Here is a 17,882-nt window from a genome sequence, read left to right as displayed (position 1 = left end):
CGAAGCGGACCGCCCCGTAAACTCGCCGCATGCCCTGGCACGCCCAACTCGACCTCCACTACCGCCGCGACGACGCCCAGCGCACCGTGCTGCAGCACGCCCACACCGGGCCATTGCGCATCCTCAAGAGCCTGTACCCCGAGGGCGAGGGCATCTGCCACAACGTGGTGGTGCACCCGCCCGGCGGGCTGGTGGGCGGCGACACGCTGGATCTGCGCGTGCGCGCGGGCGCCCAGGCGCACGGCCTGCTCTCCACGCCGGGCGCCACGCGCTTCTACCGCTCGGACGGCCCGACCGCCACGCAGCAGGTCGAGCTCGCGCTGGAGGCCGGCGCGCGGCTCGAATGGCTGCCGCTCGAAGCCATCGCCTACCCGGGCTGCCTGGCGCAGAACACGCTGCGCGCCACGCTGGCCGAAGAGGCCGAACTGATCGGCTGGGACGTGTGCGCGCTTGGCCTGCCCACCGCCGGCCAGCCCTTCGACCGCGGCAGCCTCACCCAGCACCTGGAAATCCCGGGCCTGTGGCTGGAGCGCTCGCGCATCGACGCGGCCGACACCCGCCTGCTCGAATCGCCCCTGGGGCTGGCCGGCCAGCGCTGCCTGGGCACGCTGTGGCTGGCCTGCGGCACCCCGCTCACGCGCGAGCGGCGCGAGCACCTGCTGGAAGCCGTGCGCGCGCAACTGGAAGGCGACCTCGAGGGCGTGCAGGCCGGCGCCACCTGCCCCAACCCGCAGATGCTGGTGCTGCGCGCCGTCGCGCCCCTGGTGGAGCCCTTGATGGCGCTGTTCCAGCGCGTCTGGGCCGCGCTGCGCACCGAGGCCTGGGGGCTGTCGGCCGTGCCACCGCGCATCTGGCGGGTCTGACCCCGCGCCGCGCCGGCGTCAGGCGGCGGCCGGCACCCGGTTCACCTCGACCGAGATGTGCACCAGTTCCTCGTGCACCCGCAGCAGGCGCTTGAAGTCGTCCGGGCCGGCGGCTTCGGCCGTCGCCAGCGACACGATGCAGGCGTACTGGTCCGCCCCGACGCGCCAGACGTGCAGGTCGCACAGCTCGGCCCGCACCGGGCCGGCCGCGATGGCGTCGCGGATCTCCTGCACCACCGGCGCGCTCATTTCCGCGTCCAGCAGCACCCGCCCCGAGTCGCGCAGCAGGCCGACGGCCCAGGCCGCCACCAGCCCGGCGCCGACGATGCCCATCACCGGGTCGAGCCAGGCCGCGCCCCAGAGCTTGCCGCCGAACAATGCCACGATGGCCAGTGCCGAGGTTGCCGCGTCGGCCACCACATGCAGGTAGGCCGCGCGCAGGTTCAGGTCCTGCGGTGCGGCGTGATCGCCGTGGTGGTGGTGATGGTCGTGACCGTGGTCATGCCCATGGCCGCCGCGCAGCAGCCAGGCGCAGGCGAGGTTGACCAGCAGGCCCACCACCGCGATGGCGATCGCCTGGTCGTAGTGGATGGCCGTCGGCGCCAGCAGGCGCTCCACCGAGTGGTAGAGCATGAACAGCGCCACCAGCACCAGCAGGATGGCGCTGCTGTAGCTGCCCAGGATCTCGATCTTCCAGGTGCCGAACGCGAAGCGGCCGTCACCCGAAAGCCGCCGCGCCGCCACATAGGCCGCCGCCGAAAGGCCCAGCGCCAGGGCGTGCGAGCTCATGTGCCAGCCGTCGGCCAGCAAGGCCATGGAGTTGTAGATCCAGCCGCCCGCGATCTCCGCCACCATCATCGCGGCGGTGAGCAGCACCGCCCATTTCGTGTTGCGTTCGGCCAGCGGGTTGCCTTCACCAAAAACGTGCGAATGCCGCCAGCCCGGCAGGGCGTGCGAGTGGTTCATGTCGGTATCCTGTCGAATTCAATATACTCCACCCCAGTATATTCATCTGCAGGAAACACCCCCTCGATGGCCCACACGATCACCGGGAAAAAGAAGCTGCTGGCGCGCGTTCGGCGCATCAAGGGCCAGGCCGAGGCCCTGGAGCGGGCGCTCTCGGGCGAGGCCGAGTGCACCGCGGTGCTGCAGCAGATCGCGGCCGTGCGCGGCGCCGTGAACGGCCTGATGGCCGAGGTGCTGGAAGGGCACATCCGCGAACACCTGGGCCCCGATGCGGTCGAGCCGGCCCAGCGCGACGAGGACGTGGCCGCGGTGGTGGCCGCCCTGCGCTCCTACCTGCGCTGACCCCCGGCCCGGGGGCGACCGTTCGTCCGCTGCCCGAAAAGCACCGGAATCGCCGCCTTCTTCTCCCCATCATGGTGCGTGGCGCTGGGCAGAATCCTGACATTGCCCCTTTTGCGTCCGTTCATGCCTTCCGCACCCAACCAGCTCCACGACGCCCACGCGCTCGTGATCGAGGGCAACCTGCAATCGCGCTCCATCCTGGTCTCGCAACTGCGCGACCTGGGCGTGGGCACCGTCGTGCAGTGCTCGCGCCTGACCGACGCGCGGCGCAAGCTGGAGATGGCGAGCTTCGACGTGGTCATCTGCGAACAGCGCTTCGAGCGCGAGTCCGGCTCCGGCCAGGACCTGCTCGATGACCTGCGCCGCAACCAGCTGCTGCCCTTTCACACCGTGTTCGTGATGCTCACGGCCGAGGCCTCCTACGCCAGCGTGGCCGAGGCCGCCGAATCGGCGCTGGACGCCTACCTGCTCAAGCCCCACACCGCCGCGCGCCTGGCCCACCGCATCGTGCAGGCGCGCATGCGCAAACAGTCGCTGCAGGAGATCTTCAGCGCCATCGACGCGCAGGACTTCGAGCGCGCCGCCGACCTGTGCCAGATCCGCTTCGAGTCGCGCCAGGCCTACTGGCTCTATGCCGCGCGCATCGGCGCCGAACTGATGCTGCGCGGCGGCCGCGTGGACGAGGCGCAGACCCTGTACCAGGCGGTGATCGAGGCCAAGACCCTGCCCTGGGCGCGCCTGGGCGTCGCGCGCGCGCAGCTCGAAAGCGGTCAGCCGGCCAAGGCCGTGACCACGCTGGAGAGCCTGATCCGCGACGACGATGCCTACGCCGACGCCTACGACGTGATGGGCCGCGCGCAGTTCGAGCTGGGCAATTTCCAGAGCGCGCTCACCACCTACGAGATGGCCACGCGCCTCACGCCCTCGTCCATCAGCCGCCTGCTCAAGCACGGCATGCTGGCCTACTACACCGGCGAGCGCAGCGTCGGTGTGGAGTTGCTCGACCGCGCCACGCGCCTGGGCCTGGACTCCAAGATGTACGACGCCCAGGCCCTGCTGCTGCTGGCCTTCGCCCGGCTCGACAACAACGACGCGCGCGGCCTGCAGCGCACGGTGGACCAGCTCACCCGGCTGCGCGACCGCAGCCACGCCCCCGCGCGGCCGCACCGCCTGCTGGCCATGGCCGAGAGCCTGCTCGCGCTGCAGCAGCAGAACACCACGCGCGCCGTTGACGACGTGCGCCGCCTGACCGACAGCGTGCTCACGCCGGACTTCGACTTCGAATCCGCCTGCAACCTGCTCGCCCTGATGGGCCGGCTCGCGATGCGCTCCCTGCCCATGCAGGACGCCGAAGGCGCGGTGGACAAGCTCGCGCTGCGTTTCGGCACCAGCCGCGCCATGACCGAGCTGCTGGCCTGCGCGGCTGGCGGCGAGAGCGCGCACGCCGACCGCATCCGCGCCGCCCACGCCCAGGTGCTGCGCATCTCGCAGGACGCCATGGCCCTGAGCCTCAAGGGCGACCCGCAGGGCACGGTGGAACAGCTGCTCGAGGCCGGCGAACGCACCGGCAACGCCAAGCTGATCGAATCGGCGCACCAGGTGCTGCAGCGCTACAGCGAGCGCATGAGCAGCTACCCGGCGCTGCAGGAACGCGTGGAAGCGCTGCGCGCGCGCTTCCACACCACCGCGCCCATCACCCGCCTGGGAGAGCACACCAACAGCGGCCAGACGCCGCCGGGCGGCGTCTCGCTGTCGGCCGGCTACAAGCCGCCCAGTCCCGAAAGCCTGACCGGCACCGCGGCCCAGCCCGCCGCCTGAGCGCGCCTCAGAGTTCGCAGAACAGGCGCACCACCTGCTCCCGGAACCAGCGGTTGTCCGGGTCGCTCTCGAAGCGGTGGCTCCAGTGCAATGACACCGTGAAGTTGCAGTCCACGAACGGCGGCTGCACCATCACGCAACCGCCCGAGGCCACGAAGCCGCGCGCGATGTTGCCCGGCATCACCACGCAAAGGTCGGTCGCGCTCACGATCGAGGGCAGCACCATGAAGTGCTCGGTGGTCAGGCGCAGGCGGTCCTGCAGGCCGGTCTGCTCCAGGATGCGCAGCGTGTCGCTGTGCGAGCGCACGCCCACGAACTCCAGCTTCTGCAGCGCCTTGAGCTGCGCCGCCCCCTTCAGGCGCTTCAAGGGCGCGTGCATGGGGTGGCCGGCGCGCATCAGCACCACGTAGCGGTCGCGCAGCAGCTCGGTGCGCTGCGTCTCCTTCACCTGGGGCAGAAAACCAAAGGCGAAGTCGATCACCCCGGTGTCCAGCGCATCGGCCAGCTGCGCGTGGGCCACCGGGCGGCTGGCCACGCGCACACCGGGCGCGAGCTGCTGCAGGCTGACCATGAGCTCGGGCAGAAAGCGGTTTTCGCCGATGTCGCTCATGTGCAGGCGAAAGAGCCGGCGCGAGCGCTGCGGGTCGAAACCGGTGGACTCGTTGATCGCCTGCTCGACGATGGCCAGCGCGTTCTGCACCGCGCCCGCCAGGCGCTCGGCGCGCGGCGTCGGCTTCACGCCGCCGGGCGTGCGCACGAAAAGCGCGTCTTCCAGCAGCAGCCGCAGGCGGCCCAGGCCGTGGCTGGCGGCCGGCTGCGTCAGGCCCACCTGCTCGGCGGCGCGGCTCACGCTGCCGGCGCGGTAGATCGCGGCGAACAGGCGCAACAGGTTGAGGTCGATGTCGTTGATATGCATGGCATTGATATTCGATATCCCCCTGATCTTATTGCCGAATATGTGACAGACCGTGAAACTCCGCGACTCAACAACAACACCCACCGGAGACAAGCATGAAGAAGAGGACCACCCTGATCGGGATGGCCGTGGCCGCCACCCTGTGCGCCCTGGCGGCCCTGCCCGCCCACGCCGCCGACCCGACCGAGATCCGCATCGGCTACGCCATTTCCAAGACCGGCCCCTACGCGGGTGGTGCCAGCACCACCGTGCTGCCGAACTACCAGCTGTGGCAGCAGGACCTGGAGAAGTCCGGTGGCATGCTCATCAACGGCAAGCGCGTGCCGGTGAAGTTCGTCGAGTACGACGACCGCAGCAGCTCCGAGGAAGGCGTGCGCGCCGTCGAGCGCCTGGTCAACCAGGACAAGGTCGACTTCATCCTGCCGCCCTGGGGCACGGCGATGAACCTCGCGGTCGCGCCCATCCTGGACCGCCACGGCTACCCGCACCTGACGACCACCATGATCACGGACCGCATTCCGCAACTGCGCGAACGCTGGCCCAACACCTTCTTCTTCACGCTCACCTCCACCGACTACGCCAACGGCGTGATCGACCTGCTCACGCGGCTGCGCAGCGAAGGCAAGATCAAGGGCGATGTCGCCATCGTCAACGTGGCCGACCAGTTCGGCGTGGAACTGTCCAAGGCCGCGCGCGACGGCCTGAAGAAGGGCAACTTCAACGTCGTCTACGACCAGAGTTACCCGCTGGGCTCGCAGGATCTGCAGTCCATCCTGAACGAAGTCAAGCGCCGCGACCCCGAGGTCTTCCTGGCCTTCAGCTACCCACCCGACACCCTGGCGCTGACCGACCAGGCGCGCGCCGTGGGCTTCAACCCCAAGCTGTTCTACACCGCCATCGGCACCGTGTTCCCGGTCTTCAAGGACCGCTTCGGCGCCAATGCCGAAGGCGTGCTGGGCCTGGGCGGCGTGAGCCCCGAACTGCCGGTGACCAAGGCCTACCGCGCCCGCCACCTGGAAATCTTCAAGAAGGAGGCCGACTACAACGGCAGCGCGGTGACCTACGCCACGCTGCAGGTGCTGCAGCAGGCGATCGAGCGCGCCAACAGCATCGAGCGCAAGGCCGTCTCGGCCGAGATCGGCAAGGGCGGCTTCAACACCGTGATCGGCCCGGTCACGCTGAAGAACCGCATCTGGAGCGAGGCCTCCTCGGTCGGCCAGTGGCAGAACGGCCAGTTCCAGCCGGTCTCGCCGGCCAACGCCATCGGCGTGAAGCCGGTCGCGCTGCCCAAGCCCGCCTGGAAGCCATAAGCCTTTCCTCGCCTTGCCGGCACCGCCCGATCCACGCGCAGACGTGGCGGGCGGCTCGCCTTTTTCCTTTCTCCCACGGTAACGCTCCATGGCATTGATCGACGCCCTGCTCAACGGGCTCACGCTGGGCGGTGTGTACGCCCTGATCGCAATGGGCCTCACGCTGCAGTACGGGGTGGCGCGCATCATGAACCTGGCCTACGGCCAGATGCTGGTCGCCGCCGCCTTCGCCGCCTACGCCCTCTTCACCACCTTCGCGCTGAGCCCCCTGCTGGGCCTGCTGCTGATCGCGCCCGCCGCCTTCGCCCTGAACTGGCTGCTCTACCAGCTGCTGCTCACGCCGCTGGTGCGGCGCGCCAGGACCAGCGAAGCGCTGGAGGTGGACAGCATCCTGGCCACCTTCGGCCTGCTGTTCGTCATCGAAGGCATCGTGCTGGTGATCTTCGGTGGCAACTACTACAACTACGACTACCTGGGCCAGGTGATCACGCTGCTGGGCTCGCCGCTCAAGGCCAACCGCCTGCTGGCCCTGGGCTTCGCGGTGGTGATCGGCGTCGGTCTCTACCTGGTGCTGCACCACACGCGCCGGGGCACGGCCCTGCGCGCGGTCGCGGTCTCGCCCACCTCGGCCCAGCTGGTCGCCATCGACGTGCGCAAGGCCGCCGCCTTCGCGTTCGCGCTCGGCGGTGGCCTGGTGGCCGCCAGCGGCACGCTGGTGAGCATGTTCTTCACCATCAACGCGTCCATGGGCGTGGTGTTCACCATGAAGGCCCTCATCGTCGTGATCATGGGCGGTGTGGGCAACCTCATGGGCTGCCTGGTGGCGGGCCTGCTGCTGGGCCTCACCGAAAGCCTGGTGGCCACCTTCGTCTCACCCGGCCTCACGCTCGCGGTCACCTTCGGCCTGTTCCTGCTGGTCCTCATCATCCGCCCCACGGGCATGTTCGGAAAGGCCGGGGCATGAAGCGCGGCGACATCGTGTTCGTCACGCTCGGCGTGGCGGGGCTGGCGGCCTGCGCGCTGCTGCCCTTCTTTGGCAGCGGTTACGCCATGTCGATGGCGATCAACCTGCTGATCTTCACCGTGCTGGCCACGGCTTGGGCCCTGTTCTCGGGGCCCACGGGCTATGTCTCGCTGGCCACCGTGGCCTTCTTCGGCCTGGGCGTGTACGTGGCCGCGGTGTTCGGCGAGGCCTGGCCCTGGCCGGCGGTGCTGGCCACGGCCGCGCTCGCCGCGCTGGCGGTGGCGCTGCTGGTGGGCCTGGCCACGCTGCGGCTGCGCGGCGTGTACTTCGTGATCTTCACCTTCGGCCTGGCCGAGCTGATCCGCCAGGTCGTGACCTGGTACGAGGCCAACCACTCGGGCTCGGTCGGGCGCTACCTGTTCCTGGACATCGAGCAGAAGCACATCGTCTGGCAGCTCACCGCGCTGGCCGCGCTGGTCTACGTCGCGGGCTGGCTGGTGAAGCGCTCCCGTGTGGGGCTGGCGCTGCGCATGATCGGCGACGACGAGATGGTCGCGCGCCACTGCGGCGTGCACACCACCTTCGCCAAGCTGCTGGTGTTCGGCATCAGCGCCATGTTCATGGCCCTGGCCGGCGCCATCGTGGCGCCGCGCTGGACCTACATCGACCCGACCATCGCCTTCAACCCGGTGGTCTCGTTCCAGGTGCTGATCATGGCGCTGCTCGGTGGCGCCGCGCGCCTGCACGGGCCGCTGCTGGGCGTGATCCCGCTGGTGCTGCTGTTCGAGTTCCTCTCGGCCAACTTCCCGAACTACTTCAGCATCCTGCTCGGCTGCACCTTCCTTGTCATCGTCTACCTGGCGCCGCGCGGCATCGTGGGCCTGATGGACCGTCTGCAGGGAGGCAAGCCATGAGCGCCCCCCTGTTGCAGGTGAACGGCCTGGTCAAGCGCTTCGGCGGCCTGGTCGCGGTCAATGGCGTGGACTTCTCGGTCGCCCAGGGCGAGATCGTCGGTCTGCTCGGGCCCAACGGCTCGGGCAAGACCACGGTGATCAACCTGATCTCGGGCGCGCTGCCGCCCACGGCCGGCTCGGTGACCCTGCAAGGCCAGGAACTGACCGGGCTGCCGGCCTTCCGCGTGGCGCGCGCTGGCGTGGCCCGCACCTTCCAGCTCGTGCGCGTGCTGGGCTCCATGGACTGCGTGGAGAACGTGCAGGCCGGTCTGGCCTTCGGCACGCAGAACCTGCCTCAGCGCGCCTCGCGCGCGCAAGCCCTGAAGCTGCTGGAGCGCGTGGGCATGGCGGACTTCGCCCACACCACCGCCAGCGAACTCACCTACATCAACCAGAAGCGGCTGGAGCTGGCGCGCGCGCTCGCGCTGCGGCCGCGCCTGCTGCTGCTGGACGAATGGCTGTCCGGGCTCAACCCCTCCGAACTGGTGGACGGCATCGCCCTGTTGCGCTCGCTGCGCGAGGAAGGCATCACCATGCTGATGGTGGAACACGTGATGGAGGCGATCCGCGCGCTGTGCGACCGCTGCGTGATCATGAACGCCGGCACCCGCATCGCCGACGGCCCGCCGGCCGCCGCGCTGGCCGAACCGGCCGTGGTGCGCGCCTACCTGGGAGACGACGATGCTTGAAGTCAGCCAGGCCAGCGCGAGCTACGGCCACCACGTGGCGCTGCAAGGGGTGGACCTGCGCATCGGCGCGGGCGAGGTGGTGGTGATGCTGGGCGCCAACGGCGCCGGCAAGTCCACCCTGCTCAAGTGCATCGCGCGCCTCATTCCGTCCTTGCCGGGCAGCCGCATCGCGCTCGACGGGCAGGACCTGCTCGCCCTGCCCGCCCATGCGGTGGTGGAAGCCGGCATCGCCCTGGTGCCTGAGGGGCGCGGCATCTTCGGCGAGCTCAGCGTGCGCGAAAACTTGCAGCTCGGCGCCCACGCGAAGCGCGCACGCGCCGGCGAGAAAGAGCAGCTGCAGCGGGTGCTGTCCATCTTCCCCAAGCTGGAACAGCGCATGGGCCAGATGGCGCAGACCATGAGCGGTGGTGAACAGCAGATGGTGGCCATCGGCCGCGCGCTGATGTCGCAGCCCCGTGTGCTGCTGCTCGACGAACCCTCGCTGGGGCTCTCGCCCATCATGACGGGCGAGCTGTTCCGCGCGCTGGCGCAGATCCGCACCCTGGGCGTGAGCGTGCTGCTGGTGGAGCAGAACGCGCGCCGCAGCCTGCGCATCGCCGACCGCGGCTACCTGCTGGAGAACGGCCGCATCGTCGGCCAGGGCTCGGCGCAGGACCTCGCGCAGGACCCGGCCGTGCAGCGCGCCTACCTGGGCGGCGTCGCCACCGAAGGCGTGTCCGCATGAGCCCTCATCTGCGCTCGCGCCCCGAGACGGTGGTCTGGGGCTTTCTCGCGCCCGACGTGCCGCCGGTGCTGCGCATCGCCTCGGGCACCACGGTGCGCATCGACACCGTCAACGCGCTGTGCGTGCCGCCCGACGCGCCCGAGGCCTTCTTCGAGCGCCACGGGCTCGGGCTCACCGACGCCGCGCAGGACATCTGCGACATCGTGAAGACCGTGCCGAAGGACATCGGGCCGCACGTGCTCACCGGCCCGATCCACATCGACGGCGCCGAACCCGGTGACGTGCTGGAGGTGCGCATCCACGAAGTCGAGCCGCGCGCACCGCACTACGGCGTCAACTTCACGCGGCCCGGCGCTGGCAGCCTGCCCGACCTGTTGCCCGAGCCACGCACCCAGGTGCTGCCGATCGACCCGGCGCGCCGCACCGCCCGCTTCCGCGAGGGGCTGGACATTCCGCTGCGGCCCTTCATGGGCATCATGGCGGTGGCGCCCACCTCGCGCGTGTCGTCGATCCCGCCCGGGCGCTTCGGTGGCAACATCGACCTCAAGCACCTGGTGCCCGGCGCGCGCCTGTACCTGCCGGTGCAGGTGCCGGGCGCGCTCTTCTTCACCGGCGACGGCCACGGCGTGCAGGGCAACGGCGAGGTCAACCTGACCGCACTGGAAACCTCCATGACGACCCGGCTGGAATTCGTGCTGCACCCACGCCGCACACTCGCCTGGCCCATGGCCGAAACGCCCAGCCACTACATCGTGATGGGCCTGAACGAAGACCTCGACACCGCCGCCGCCGACGCGGTGCGGCGCGCGGTCGAGGTGCTGCAGGCCTTCGCGGGCGTGGACACGGGCGAGGCCTACGCGCTGGCCAGCCTGGTGGTGGACTTCGAGGTCACCCAGCTCGTGGACGGCGTCAAGGGCATCCACGGCTGCATCCCCAAATCGCTGGTCGCCCCCACGGCCGAGGCCTGGTGGGGACCCGTGCCATGACCCACCCCGAACCCCGGACAGAAAGGACCCCCGTGTCGGACTTTGAAGGACAACATTGCGTGCTCACCGGCGGTGCCGGCAGCATCGGCCTGGCCGCCGCCCGCCAGCTGCTCGCGCGCGGCGCCTCGGTGCACCTGGTGGACCGCGACCCGGCCCTGCTCGAGGCCGCGCGCCAGGCGCTCGCGGCCGAAGGCCACGGCGAGCGCGTGGGCACCAGCGCCGCCGACGTGAGCGACAGCCGCCAGACGCAGGACTACCTGGCGCAGGCCGTGGCGCGCGCGGGCGCGATCGACTTCCTGTTCTGCAACGCCGGCCTCAACGGCGAGATCGTGCCCATCACCGCCTACCCCGACGACGTGTTCGACACCGTGATGGCGGTGAACGTGCGCGGCACCTTCCTCGCGCTCAAGCACGGCCTGCCGCTCATGCGCGACGGCGGCAGCGTGCTGATCACCTCCAGCGTGATGGGGGTCACCGCCGACCCCGGCGTGAGCGCCTACGCCACCTCCAAGCACGCGCTGATCGGCCTGATGCGCGTGGCCGCCAAGGAGGTCGCTCCGCGCGGCATCCGCGTCAACGCCATCGCGCCCGGCCCCACGACCAACGGCTTCCAGAACGACATCGAGCGCCGCCTGAGCGACGTGGTCGGTCGCGACGCCACGCAGATGCTGAACGAGGCCATCCCGCTGCACCGCCACGCCCAGCCCGAGGAAATCGCGCGCATGGTGGTGTTCCTGGCCTCGGCCGGCAGCAGCTTCTCCACCGGCGGCGTGTTCATGGCCGACGGTGGCATGCACATCTGACCCCTCCCCGCAAAAAAGAAAGGACCCCACGCCATGCCCGAACTCGCCACCAGTGAATTCTGGAAAGACCTCAAGCCGATCGAGAAGGTCTTCCAGCCCGACGCCCTGCCCGAGGTCTACATCCCCAACGCGCCGACCGAGGACGAGCGACTCTACGTGCCCTTCACCGAGACCGTGTCCTCGCGCCCGCTGTGGATCTCGCCGAGCCAGAACAAGTGGTGCGACATCCTGATGGCCAAGAAGGCCGGCCTGGTCAACCGCCACTACCACCCGCATCAGGTTTTCGCCTATACGATTTCCGGCAAATGGGGTTATCTTGAGCACGAGTGGACCGCGACCGCGGGCGACTTCGTCTACGAGACCCCGGGCGAGGGTCACACGCTGGTGGCCTACGAGCACCAGGACCCGATGAAGGTGTTCTTCATCGTCGAAGGCCCGCTGATCTGGCTGGACGAAAAAGGTGAGTCGAACGGCTACTTCGACGTGCACCAGTACATCGCCCTGTGCCGCGCGCACTACGAGAAGGTCGGCATCGGTGCCGCCTTCGTCGACACCCTGTTTCGATAGGACCCCGCACCGTGGAAGTTTCATTCAGCCAGGAAATCGAATCGCTGCGCCTGGGGGACGGCGAGACCTTCCACGGTGAAGGCATCCTCGCCATCACCAAGGCCTTGCTGCAGTCGGGCGTGGCCTATGTGGGCGGCTACCAGGGCGCGCCGGTCTCGCACCTGCTCGACGTGATGGTGCAGGCCAAGCCCTACATGGACGAGCTCGGCGTGCACGTCGAAGCCTGCTCCAACGAGGCCTCGGCCGCCGCCATGCTGGGCGCGTCCATCCACTACCCGCTGCGCGGCGCGGTCACCTGGAAGTCCATCGTGGGCACCAACGTGGCGGCCGACGCGCTCTCCAACCTGGCCTCGCCGGGCGTCACCGGCGGCGTGCTGGTGGTGGTGGGCGAAGACTACGGCGAAGGCGCCAGCGTGATCCAGGAGCGCACGCACGCCTACGCGCTCAAGTCGAGCATGGTGCTGCTGGACCCGCGGCCCGACCTGGAGCGCATGGTGCACATGGTCGAGCAGGGCTTTCGCCTGTCCGAGGCCTCGAACATGCCGGCGCTGATGGAGCTGCGCATCCGCGCCTGCCACGTGCGCGGCAGCTTCACCGCCAAGAACAACGTCAAGCCCGCGCTCTCGCGCCACAACCTGATCGAGGAGCCGGCCAGCTTCGACTACAACCGCCTGGCCCACCCGCCGGTGACCTTCCGCCACGAGAAGCTCAAGAGCGACGAGCGCATCCCGGCCGCGCGGCGCTACATCGTCGAGCACGGCCTGAACGAACACTTCGACGGCGCGCACCAGGACCTGGGCCTGATCGTGCAGGGCGGCCTGTACAACACCCTGATCCGCGCGCTGCAGCAGTTCGGCCTGGCCGATGCCTTCGGGCGCAGCGCCATCCCCATGCTGGTGCTCAACGTCACCTGCCCGCTGGTGCCGCAGCAGCTCACCGACTTCTGCGTCGGCAAGCGCGCGGTGCTGATGCTGGAAGAAGGCCAGCCCGAGTACATCGAACAGGAGCTCGCCACCCTGCTGCGGCGCGGCGACATCCAGACGCCGCTGCACGGCAAGGACATGCTGCCCAACGCGGGCGAGTACACCGCCGAGGTGATGGCCAACGGCCTGGCGCACTTCATCGGGCGCTACCTGCAGGACCCGGCCACCCAGGCCGTGACCGACGCCGCGCGCGCCTGGCTGCAGGGCAACCAGACCCGCCGCCAGGAAGCCGCGCAGCAGCTGCAGGCGCCGCTGCCCGCGCGCCCGCCCGGCATGTGTGTGGGCTGCCCCGAACGGCCGGTGTTCTCGGCTCTCAAGCTCGCGCAGCAGGACGTGGGCCCAGTGCACATCGCGGGCGACATCGGCTGCCACGCGCTGGCCACCTTCGAGCCCTTCTCGTTCGGCCACTCCATCCTGGGCTACGGCATGAGCCTGGCCAGCCGCGCCGGCGTGTCGCCGGTGATGAAGCGGCGCGTGCTCTCGGTCATGGGCGACGGCGGCTTCTGGCACAACGGCCTGCTCACCGGCGTGCAGTCGGCCCTGTTCAACGGCGACGACGCGGTGCTGCTGATCTTCAAGAACGGCTACACCTCGGCCACCGGCACGCAGGACATCATCTCCACCCCCGGCGACGAGGCCAAGGAGGCCGCCGCCGACAAGCTGCAGAGCCTGGCCCACACCAACCAGACCATCGAGACCACGCTCAAAGGCCTGGGCGTGCAGTGGATGCGCACGGTGCACACCTACGAGGTGGACACGGTGCGCGCCACGCTCACCGAGGCCTTCACCACCGAGTTCCAGGGCCTGAAGGTGATCGTGGCCGAGGGCGAATGCCAGCTGGAGCGCCAGCGCCGCATCAAGCCCTGGATCGCCAGCCTGCTCAAGAAGGGCCGGCGCGTGGTGCGCGTGAAGTACGGCGTGGACGAGGACGTGTGCAACGGCGACCACGCCTGCATCCGCCTCTCGGGCTGCCCCACGCTCACGCTCAAGGACAACCCCGACCCACTCAAGGTCGATCCGGTGGCCACCGTCATCGACGGCTGCGTGGGCTGCGGTCTGTGCGGCGCCAACGCGCACGCGGCGACGCTCTGCCCGTCGTTCTACCGCGCCGAGGTGATCCAGAACCCGCGCTGGCACGAGCGCCTGATCCATTCCCTGCGCGGCAGCGTCGTTCGCCTGCTGCAACCCGCCTGAACATGCCTACGTCCCAACAACCCATCTCCCTGCTGCTCTGCGCCCTCGGTGGCGAAGGCGGCGGCATCCTCACCGACTGGCTGGTGGACACCGCGCGCCACGCGGGCTACCCGGCGCAGGCCACGTCCATCCCCGGTGTGGCGCAGCGCACCGGCGCCACCACCTACTACCTGGAGGTCTTCCCCGTGCCCACGGCCGACCTGGGCGGGCGCCGGCCGGTGTTCGGCCTCAACCCCCTGCCCGGCCGGCTCGACGCGCTGGTGTCCTCCGAGCTGCTGGAGACCGGCCGCCAGATCACCAACGGCCTGGCCTCCGCCACGCACACGCTGGTGATCAGCTCGTCCGCGCGCGCCTTGACCACCGGCGAGAAGATGGTGATGGGCGACGGCCGGCGCGACAACGCCGAGCTGCTGGCCCTGGTGAACACCCACAGCCGCGCGCGCCACGTGCTGGACATGGCCGCGCTCACCAAGCAGGCCGGCACCGTGGTGAGCGCGGTGATGCTGGGCGCGATCGCGGGCAGCGGCCTGCTGCCGTTTTCCCGGCGCGACTACGAGGCGGTGATCGCCGAGAGCGGCGGCGGCGCCAAGGCCAGCCTGCGCGGCTTCGCGCTCGCCTTCGACGCGGTGAACGCACAACGCACCCAGGCCGCCTATGTGGAACAGGTGCTGGCGGCCGACGCGGCCACGCCCGCGCCAGCGCAGGCCGCCCTGCCCGAGGCGCTGCGGCGCGAGTTCCCGCTGGAGGCGCACGGCATCATGGCGCTGGGCCATGCGCGCGTCTGCGAGTACCAGAACGCCGCGTACGGCGAACGTTATGCCCTGCGCCTGCGTCGCGTGCTGGCCGCCGAGACGCTCGGCGACCCGAAGAACCTGCACGGCCACCGCACCACGGTGGAGATGGCGCGCTGGATCGCGCTGTGGATGGCCTTCGACGACATCGTGCTGGTGGCCGACCTCAAGAGCCGCGCCAGCCGCCAGGCGCGCGTGCGCGGCGAGACGAAGGCCGGCCAGGACGACCTGCTGCGGGTGTACGACCACTTCAAGCCGGGCGCGCCCGAATTCGCGGCCATGCTGCCCGAAGGCCTGGCGCAGCGCGTGCTGGCCTGGGACCGGAAACGCGTGGCGGCCGGCCGGGCGCCCTGGGCATTGCCGATGAAGATCGGCACGCACTCGGTGCTGGGCATGCTGGCGCTGCGCGGCCTGGCCGCCTGCAAGCGCCTGCGCCCGCTGGGCAGCCGCTTCCACACCGAGCAGGCGCTGATCGACCGCTGGGTCGATGCCGTGGTGCAACTCGCCGCCATGCACGCCCCGCTCGCGCACGAGGTGGCGCTGTGCGGCCGGCTCATCAAAGGCTACGGCAGCACCAACGAGCGCGGCAAGGACAACCTGCTGCACATCATCGATCACCTCGCCCTGCCCGCGCTGGCCGACCCGGCCAGCGCCGCCCAGCGCGCCCAGGCCGTGGCCGCCGCGCGCCACGCCGCGCTGAGCGACGAAGCCGGCAAGGCGCTGGACCAGGCGCTGCGCCAGCACGGCGCGCCGGCGCGCCCGGTGAAGGCGCAACCGATCCGCTGGCAACACAATCCCCGGCTCAAGGCCAAACCGGCCTCGACGCCCTGACGTTCGATTCACAACAAAGGAGACCCCCATGAAGCACCCCACGACCACCCCGTCGTCCCTGCCCTGGCGCCGTGCCGCTGCCACCGCCCTGCTCACCCTGGGCACGGTGACGGGTGCGCTCGCACAGGCCTTCCCGGACAAGCCGCTCAAGGTCATCGTGGGCTTCCCGCCCGGCGGTGCGGCGGACCAGATCGCGCGCCTGGTGTCCACACCCCTGGCCACCGCGCTGGGCCAGCCCATCATCGTGGAGAACCGCGCCGGCGCCAACGGCAACATCGCCGGCGAGGCGGTGGCGAAATCGCCCGCCGACGGCTACACCCTGCTGCTGAGCTCGGGTGGCATGGTGTCGGTCAACCCGCACCTCTCGCGCATGAGCTTCGACCCGGTGAAGGACCTCACGCCGGTGGCGTCCGCCGCGCGCGTGCTGGTCTACCTGATGGCGCGGCCCACGCTGGAAGTGAAGAATGTGCAGGAACTGGTGGCGATGGCCAAGGCCAATCCCGGCCGCATGAGCTACGGCTCGGCCGGCAACGGCAGCTCGCCCCACCTGGCGGGCGAAATGCTCAAGGCCCAGACCGGCATGTTCACCGTGCACGTGCCCTACCGGGGCGCGGCGCCCGCGCTCAACGACCTGATGGGCGGGCAGATCGACTACTACTTCGACCCCGGCATCGGCCTGGCCCATGCCAAGGCCGGGCGCACCAAACTGCTCGCCGTGGGCAGCCTGAAGCGCTCGCCGCTGTTCCCCGACGTGCCCACGCTCGACGAAGCCGGCCTCAAGGGCTTCGACGCCGACACCGTGTTCGGCTTCTACGCCCCGGCCGGCACGCCACCGGCCGTGATCACGCGAATCAACACCGAGGTCAACAAGATCCTGGCCACCGCGAGCGTGAAGGAGCGCATCACCGCGCTCGGCGGTGAGGCCCTGCCGCTCACGCCCGCCGAATTCGGCAAGCGCGGCATGGACGACTCGCAGCGCTTCGGCGCGATCATTCGCGACCGCAAGATCACGGCCGACTGAACGCGCCACCGGCCTTCATCACGCCATGTAGACGGCGATAAAGGCCAGCATGAAGATCTGCAGCACGCCCATGGCGGGCAGCATGAGGGGCATGTAGTGCACCACCGAATCGAAGATGTCCTCGGCCTCTTCGTCGGTGTAGATCCGGAGCTCCGGGTCCGAATAGTCCTTCGGGTGCTCGGCCAGGGCCTGGTCGGGGGCGGGCTGGGTATGCGGGGTGTGCATGGCGGTCCTCTCGCAGTGAGTGATGCGCCTGGGCGGGCAAACGGTGTTCCCGCGCCCTCCGCCTCACTGTCCGGGGGGCGTGGACGGATCATCCCCCTTTTCGGCAAATCCTTCCACCCACCCCGGCCTTGCGGCTCAGATCGCCACCAGCTGCCGGATGCCCTTGGCCTGCATCTCGCTGCCCGGGCCGCTGGCGATCACCTCGCCGCGCTCCATCACGAGGTAGTGGTCGGCCAGGGCCTCGGCGAAGTCGTAGTACTGCTCGACCAGCACGATGGCCATGTTGCCCCGGTCCGCCAGCATGCGGATCACCTTGCCGATGTCCTTGATGATGTTGGGCTGGATGCCTTCGGTGGGCTCGTCCAGGATCAGCAGCTTCGGACCGGCCGCCAGTGCGCGGGCGATGGCCAGCTGCTGCTGCTGACCGCCCGAGAGGTCACCACCTCGGCGGCCCAGCATCTGCTTGAGCACCGGGAACAGCTCGAACAGCTCAGCCGGGATGGGCGTGCTGCCCTTCTTCGTCGCCAGGCCCATGAGCAGGTTCTCATGCACCGTGAGGCGCCCGAAGATCTCACGGCCCTGCGGCACGAAACCCACGCCCAGGCGCGCGCGTTCGTAGGGCGTGGCCTTGTGGATGGGGGTGCCGTCGAGTTCGATGCCGCCGCTCTTGATCGGCACCAGACCCATGAGCGATTTGAGCAGCGTGGTCTTGCCCACGCCGTTGCGGCCCAGCACCACCGTCACCTTGCCGAGTTCGGCTTGCAGGCTGACGTTGCGCAGGATGTGGCTGCCGCCGTAGTACTGGTTGACGTCTTTGACGTTGAGCAGGCTCATAGTTCTGGTCCTCCGTGGGAATCGCATGCCTGAAGGGAAGTCCGTTCCCGATCCCGCCTGTGCCGTGTGGCCGGGCTGAGCAGCGCAGGGGTGCGGGGAAAA

The 17,882-nt window shown here is 69.8% G+C and carries 18 protein-coding genes; 14 read left to right on the top strand and 4 right to left on the bottom strand.

Going from position 1 to position 17,882, the window contains the following annotated elements:
* Positions 1 to 29 precede the first annotated feature (29 nt).
* Positions 30 to 863 (top strand): urease accessory protein UreD, encoded by an 834-nt coding sequence (locus AC07ZS_RS03790; protein ID WP_494797293.1) that lies wholly within the window; start codon positions 30 to 32, stop codon positions 861 to 863.
* An 18-nt stretch (positions 864 to 881) separates the two neighbouring features.
* Here the strand turns inward: AC07ZS_RS03790 and dmeF are convergent, their stop codons facing one another.
* Positions 882 to 1,829 (bottom strand): CDF family Co(II)/Ni(II) efflux transporter DmeF, encoded by a 948-nt coding sequence (gene dmeF / locus AC07ZS_RS03785; RefSeq protein ID WP_494797292.1) that lies wholly within the window; start codon positions 1,827 to 1,829, stop codon positions 882 to 884.
* A 66-nt stretch (positions 1,830 to 1,895) separates the two neighbouring features.
* Between dmeF and AC07ZS_RS03780 the strand changes: the two genes are divergently transcribed.
* Entirely contained in the window at positions 1,896 to 2,171 is a 276-nt protein-coding gene (locus AC07ZS_RS03780) for a metal/formaldehyde-sensitive transcriptional repressor (RefSeq protein ID WP_494797291.1), read from the top strand.
* Positions 2,172 to 2,294: 123 nt separating this feature from the next.
* Positions 2,295 to 3,989, top strand: coding sequence for a response regulator (locus AC07ZS_RS03775; RefSeq protein ID WP_494797290.1), 1,695 nt, complete (start codon positions 2,295 to 2,297; stop codon positions 3,987 to 3,989).
* Between the two features lie 7 nt (positions 3,990 to 3,996).
* Here AC07ZS_RS03775 and AC07ZS_RS03770 read toward each other — a convergent pair whose 3' ends face one another.
* Positions 3,997 to 4,905: a LysR family transcriptional regulator gene (locus tag AC07ZS_RS03770; protein WP_494797289.1), complete on the bottom strand. Its 909-nt coding sequence runs from the start codon at positions 4,903 to 4,905 to the stop codon at positions 3,997 to 3,999.
* 95 nt (positions 4,906 to 5,000) lie between these two features.
* Between AC07ZS_RS03770 and AC07ZS_RS03765 the strand changes: the two genes are divergently transcribed.
* The 11 genes from AC07ZS_RS03765 (at position 5,001) to AC07ZS_RS03715 (ending at position 16,721) form a co-directional block, all read left to right on the top strand.
* Positions 5,001 to 6,215 carry an amino acid ABC transporter substrate-binding protein gene (locus AC07ZS_RS03765; RefSeq protein ID WP_494797288.1) on the top strand — a complete coding sequence of 405 codons (1,215 nt, stop codon included), beginning with the start codon at positions 5,001 to 5,003 and terminating at the stop codon, positions 6,213 to 6,215.
* Between the two features lie 88 nt (positions 6,216 to 6,303).
* Complete coding sequence (locus AC07ZS_RS03760) at positions 6,304 to 7,179, top strand: branched-chain amino acid ABC transporter permease (RefSeq protein WP_494797287.1); 876 nt, start codon at positions 6,304 to 6,306, stop codon at positions 7,177 to 7,179.
* Positions 7,176 to 8,093, top strand: coding sequence for a branched-chain amino acid ABC transporter permease (locus AC07ZS_RS03755; protein ID WP_494797286.1), 918 nt, complete (start codon positions 7,176 to 7,178; stop codon positions 8,091 to 8,093). Before AC07ZS_RS03760 ends, AC07ZS_RS03755 begins: the two co-directional genes overlap by 4 nt.
* Positions 8,090 to 8,821 carry an ABC transporter ATP-binding protein gene (locus AC07ZS_RS03750; protein ID WP_494797285.1) on the top strand — a complete coding sequence of 244 codons (732 nt, stop codon included), beginning with the start codon at positions 8,090 to 8,092 and terminating at the stop codon, positions 8,819 to 8,821. The genes AC07ZS_RS03755 and AC07ZS_RS03750 overlap by 4 nt, the downstream gene beginning before the upstream one ends.
* Complete coding sequence (locus AC07ZS_RS03745) at positions 8,814 to 9,545, top strand: ABC transporter ATP-binding protein (protein ID WP_494797284.1); 732 nt, start codon at positions 8,814 to 8,816, stop codon at positions 9,543 to 9,545. The genes AC07ZS_RS03750 and AC07ZS_RS03745 overlap by 8 nt, the downstream gene beginning before the upstream one ends.
* Positions 9,542 to 10,531, top strand: coding sequence for an acetamidase/formamidase family protein (locus AC07ZS_RS03740; protein WP_494797283.1), 990 nt, complete (start codon positions 9,542 to 9,544; stop codon positions 10,529 to 10,531). Before AC07ZS_RS03745 ends, AC07ZS_RS03740 begins: the two co-directional genes overlap by 4 nt.
* Positions 10,532 to 10,563: 32 nt before the next feature.
* Positions 10,564 to 11,334: an SDR family NAD(P)-dependent oxidoreductase gene (locus AC07ZS_RS03735; protein ID WP_291120815.1), complete on the top strand. Its 771-nt coding sequence runs from the start codon at positions 10,564 to 10,566 to the stop codon at positions 11,332 to 11,334.
* Between the two features lie 33 nt (positions 11,335 to 11,367).
* Positions 11,368 to 11,901: a 2,4'-dihydroxyacetophenone dioxygenase family protein gene (locus AC07ZS_RS03730; protein ID WP_494797282.1), complete on the top strand. Its 534-nt coding sequence runs from the start codon at positions 11,368 to 11,370 to the stop codon at positions 11,899 to 11,901.
* Between the two features lie 11 nt (positions 11,902 to 11,912).
* A complete protein-coding gene (locus AC07ZS_RS03725) occupies positions 11,913 to 14,078 on the top strand; it encodes a thiamine pyrophosphate-dependent enzyme (RefSeq protein WP_494797281.1) in 2,166 nt (721 codons plus the stop codon).
* Between the two features lie 2 nt (positions 14,079 to 14,080).
* Positions 14,081 to 15,700 carry an indolepyruvate oxidoreductase subunit beta family protein gene (locus tag AC07ZS_RS03720; RefSeq protein ID WP_494797280.1) on the top strand — a complete coding sequence of 540 codons (1,620 nt, stop codon included), beginning with the start codon at positions 14,081 to 14,083 and terminating at the stop codon, positions 15,698 to 15,700.
* A gap of 28 nt (positions 15,701 to 15,728) precedes the next feature.
* Positions 15,729 to 16,721: a Bug family tripartite tricarboxylate transporter substrate binding protein gene (locus tag AC07ZS_RS03715; RefSeq protein WP_494797279.1), complete on the top strand. Its 993-nt coding sequence runs from the start codon at positions 15,729 to 15,731 to the stop codon at positions 16,719 to 16,721.
* An 18-nt stretch (positions 16,722 to 16,739) separates the two neighbouring features.
* Here the strand turns inward: AC07ZS_RS03715 and AC07ZS_RS03710 are convergent, their stop codons facing one another.
* Both AC07ZS_RS03710 and urtE read right to left on the bottom strand, forming a co-directional pair.
* Positions 16,740 to 16,946: a hypothetical protein gene (locus tag AC07ZS_RS03710; protein WP_494797278.1), complete on the bottom strand. Its 207-nt coding sequence runs from the start codon at positions 16,944 to 16,946 to the stop codon at positions 16,740 to 16,742.
* A 135-nt stretch (positions 16,947 to 17,081) separates the two neighbouring features.
* Entirely contained in the window at positions 17,082 to 17,774 is a 693-nt protein-coding gene (urtE, locus tag AC07ZS_RS03705; RefSeq protein WP_494797315.1) for an urea ABC transporter ATP-binding subunit UrtE, read from the bottom strand.
* Positions 17,775 to 17,882 lie beyond the last annotated feature (108 nt).

It is taken from the genome of Hydrogenophaga sp. GW456-12-10-14-TSB4 (assembly GCF_059424305.1).
Note: the sequence above shows the minus strand (reverse complement) of the source record. Positions and strands in the feature narration are given on the sequence as shown.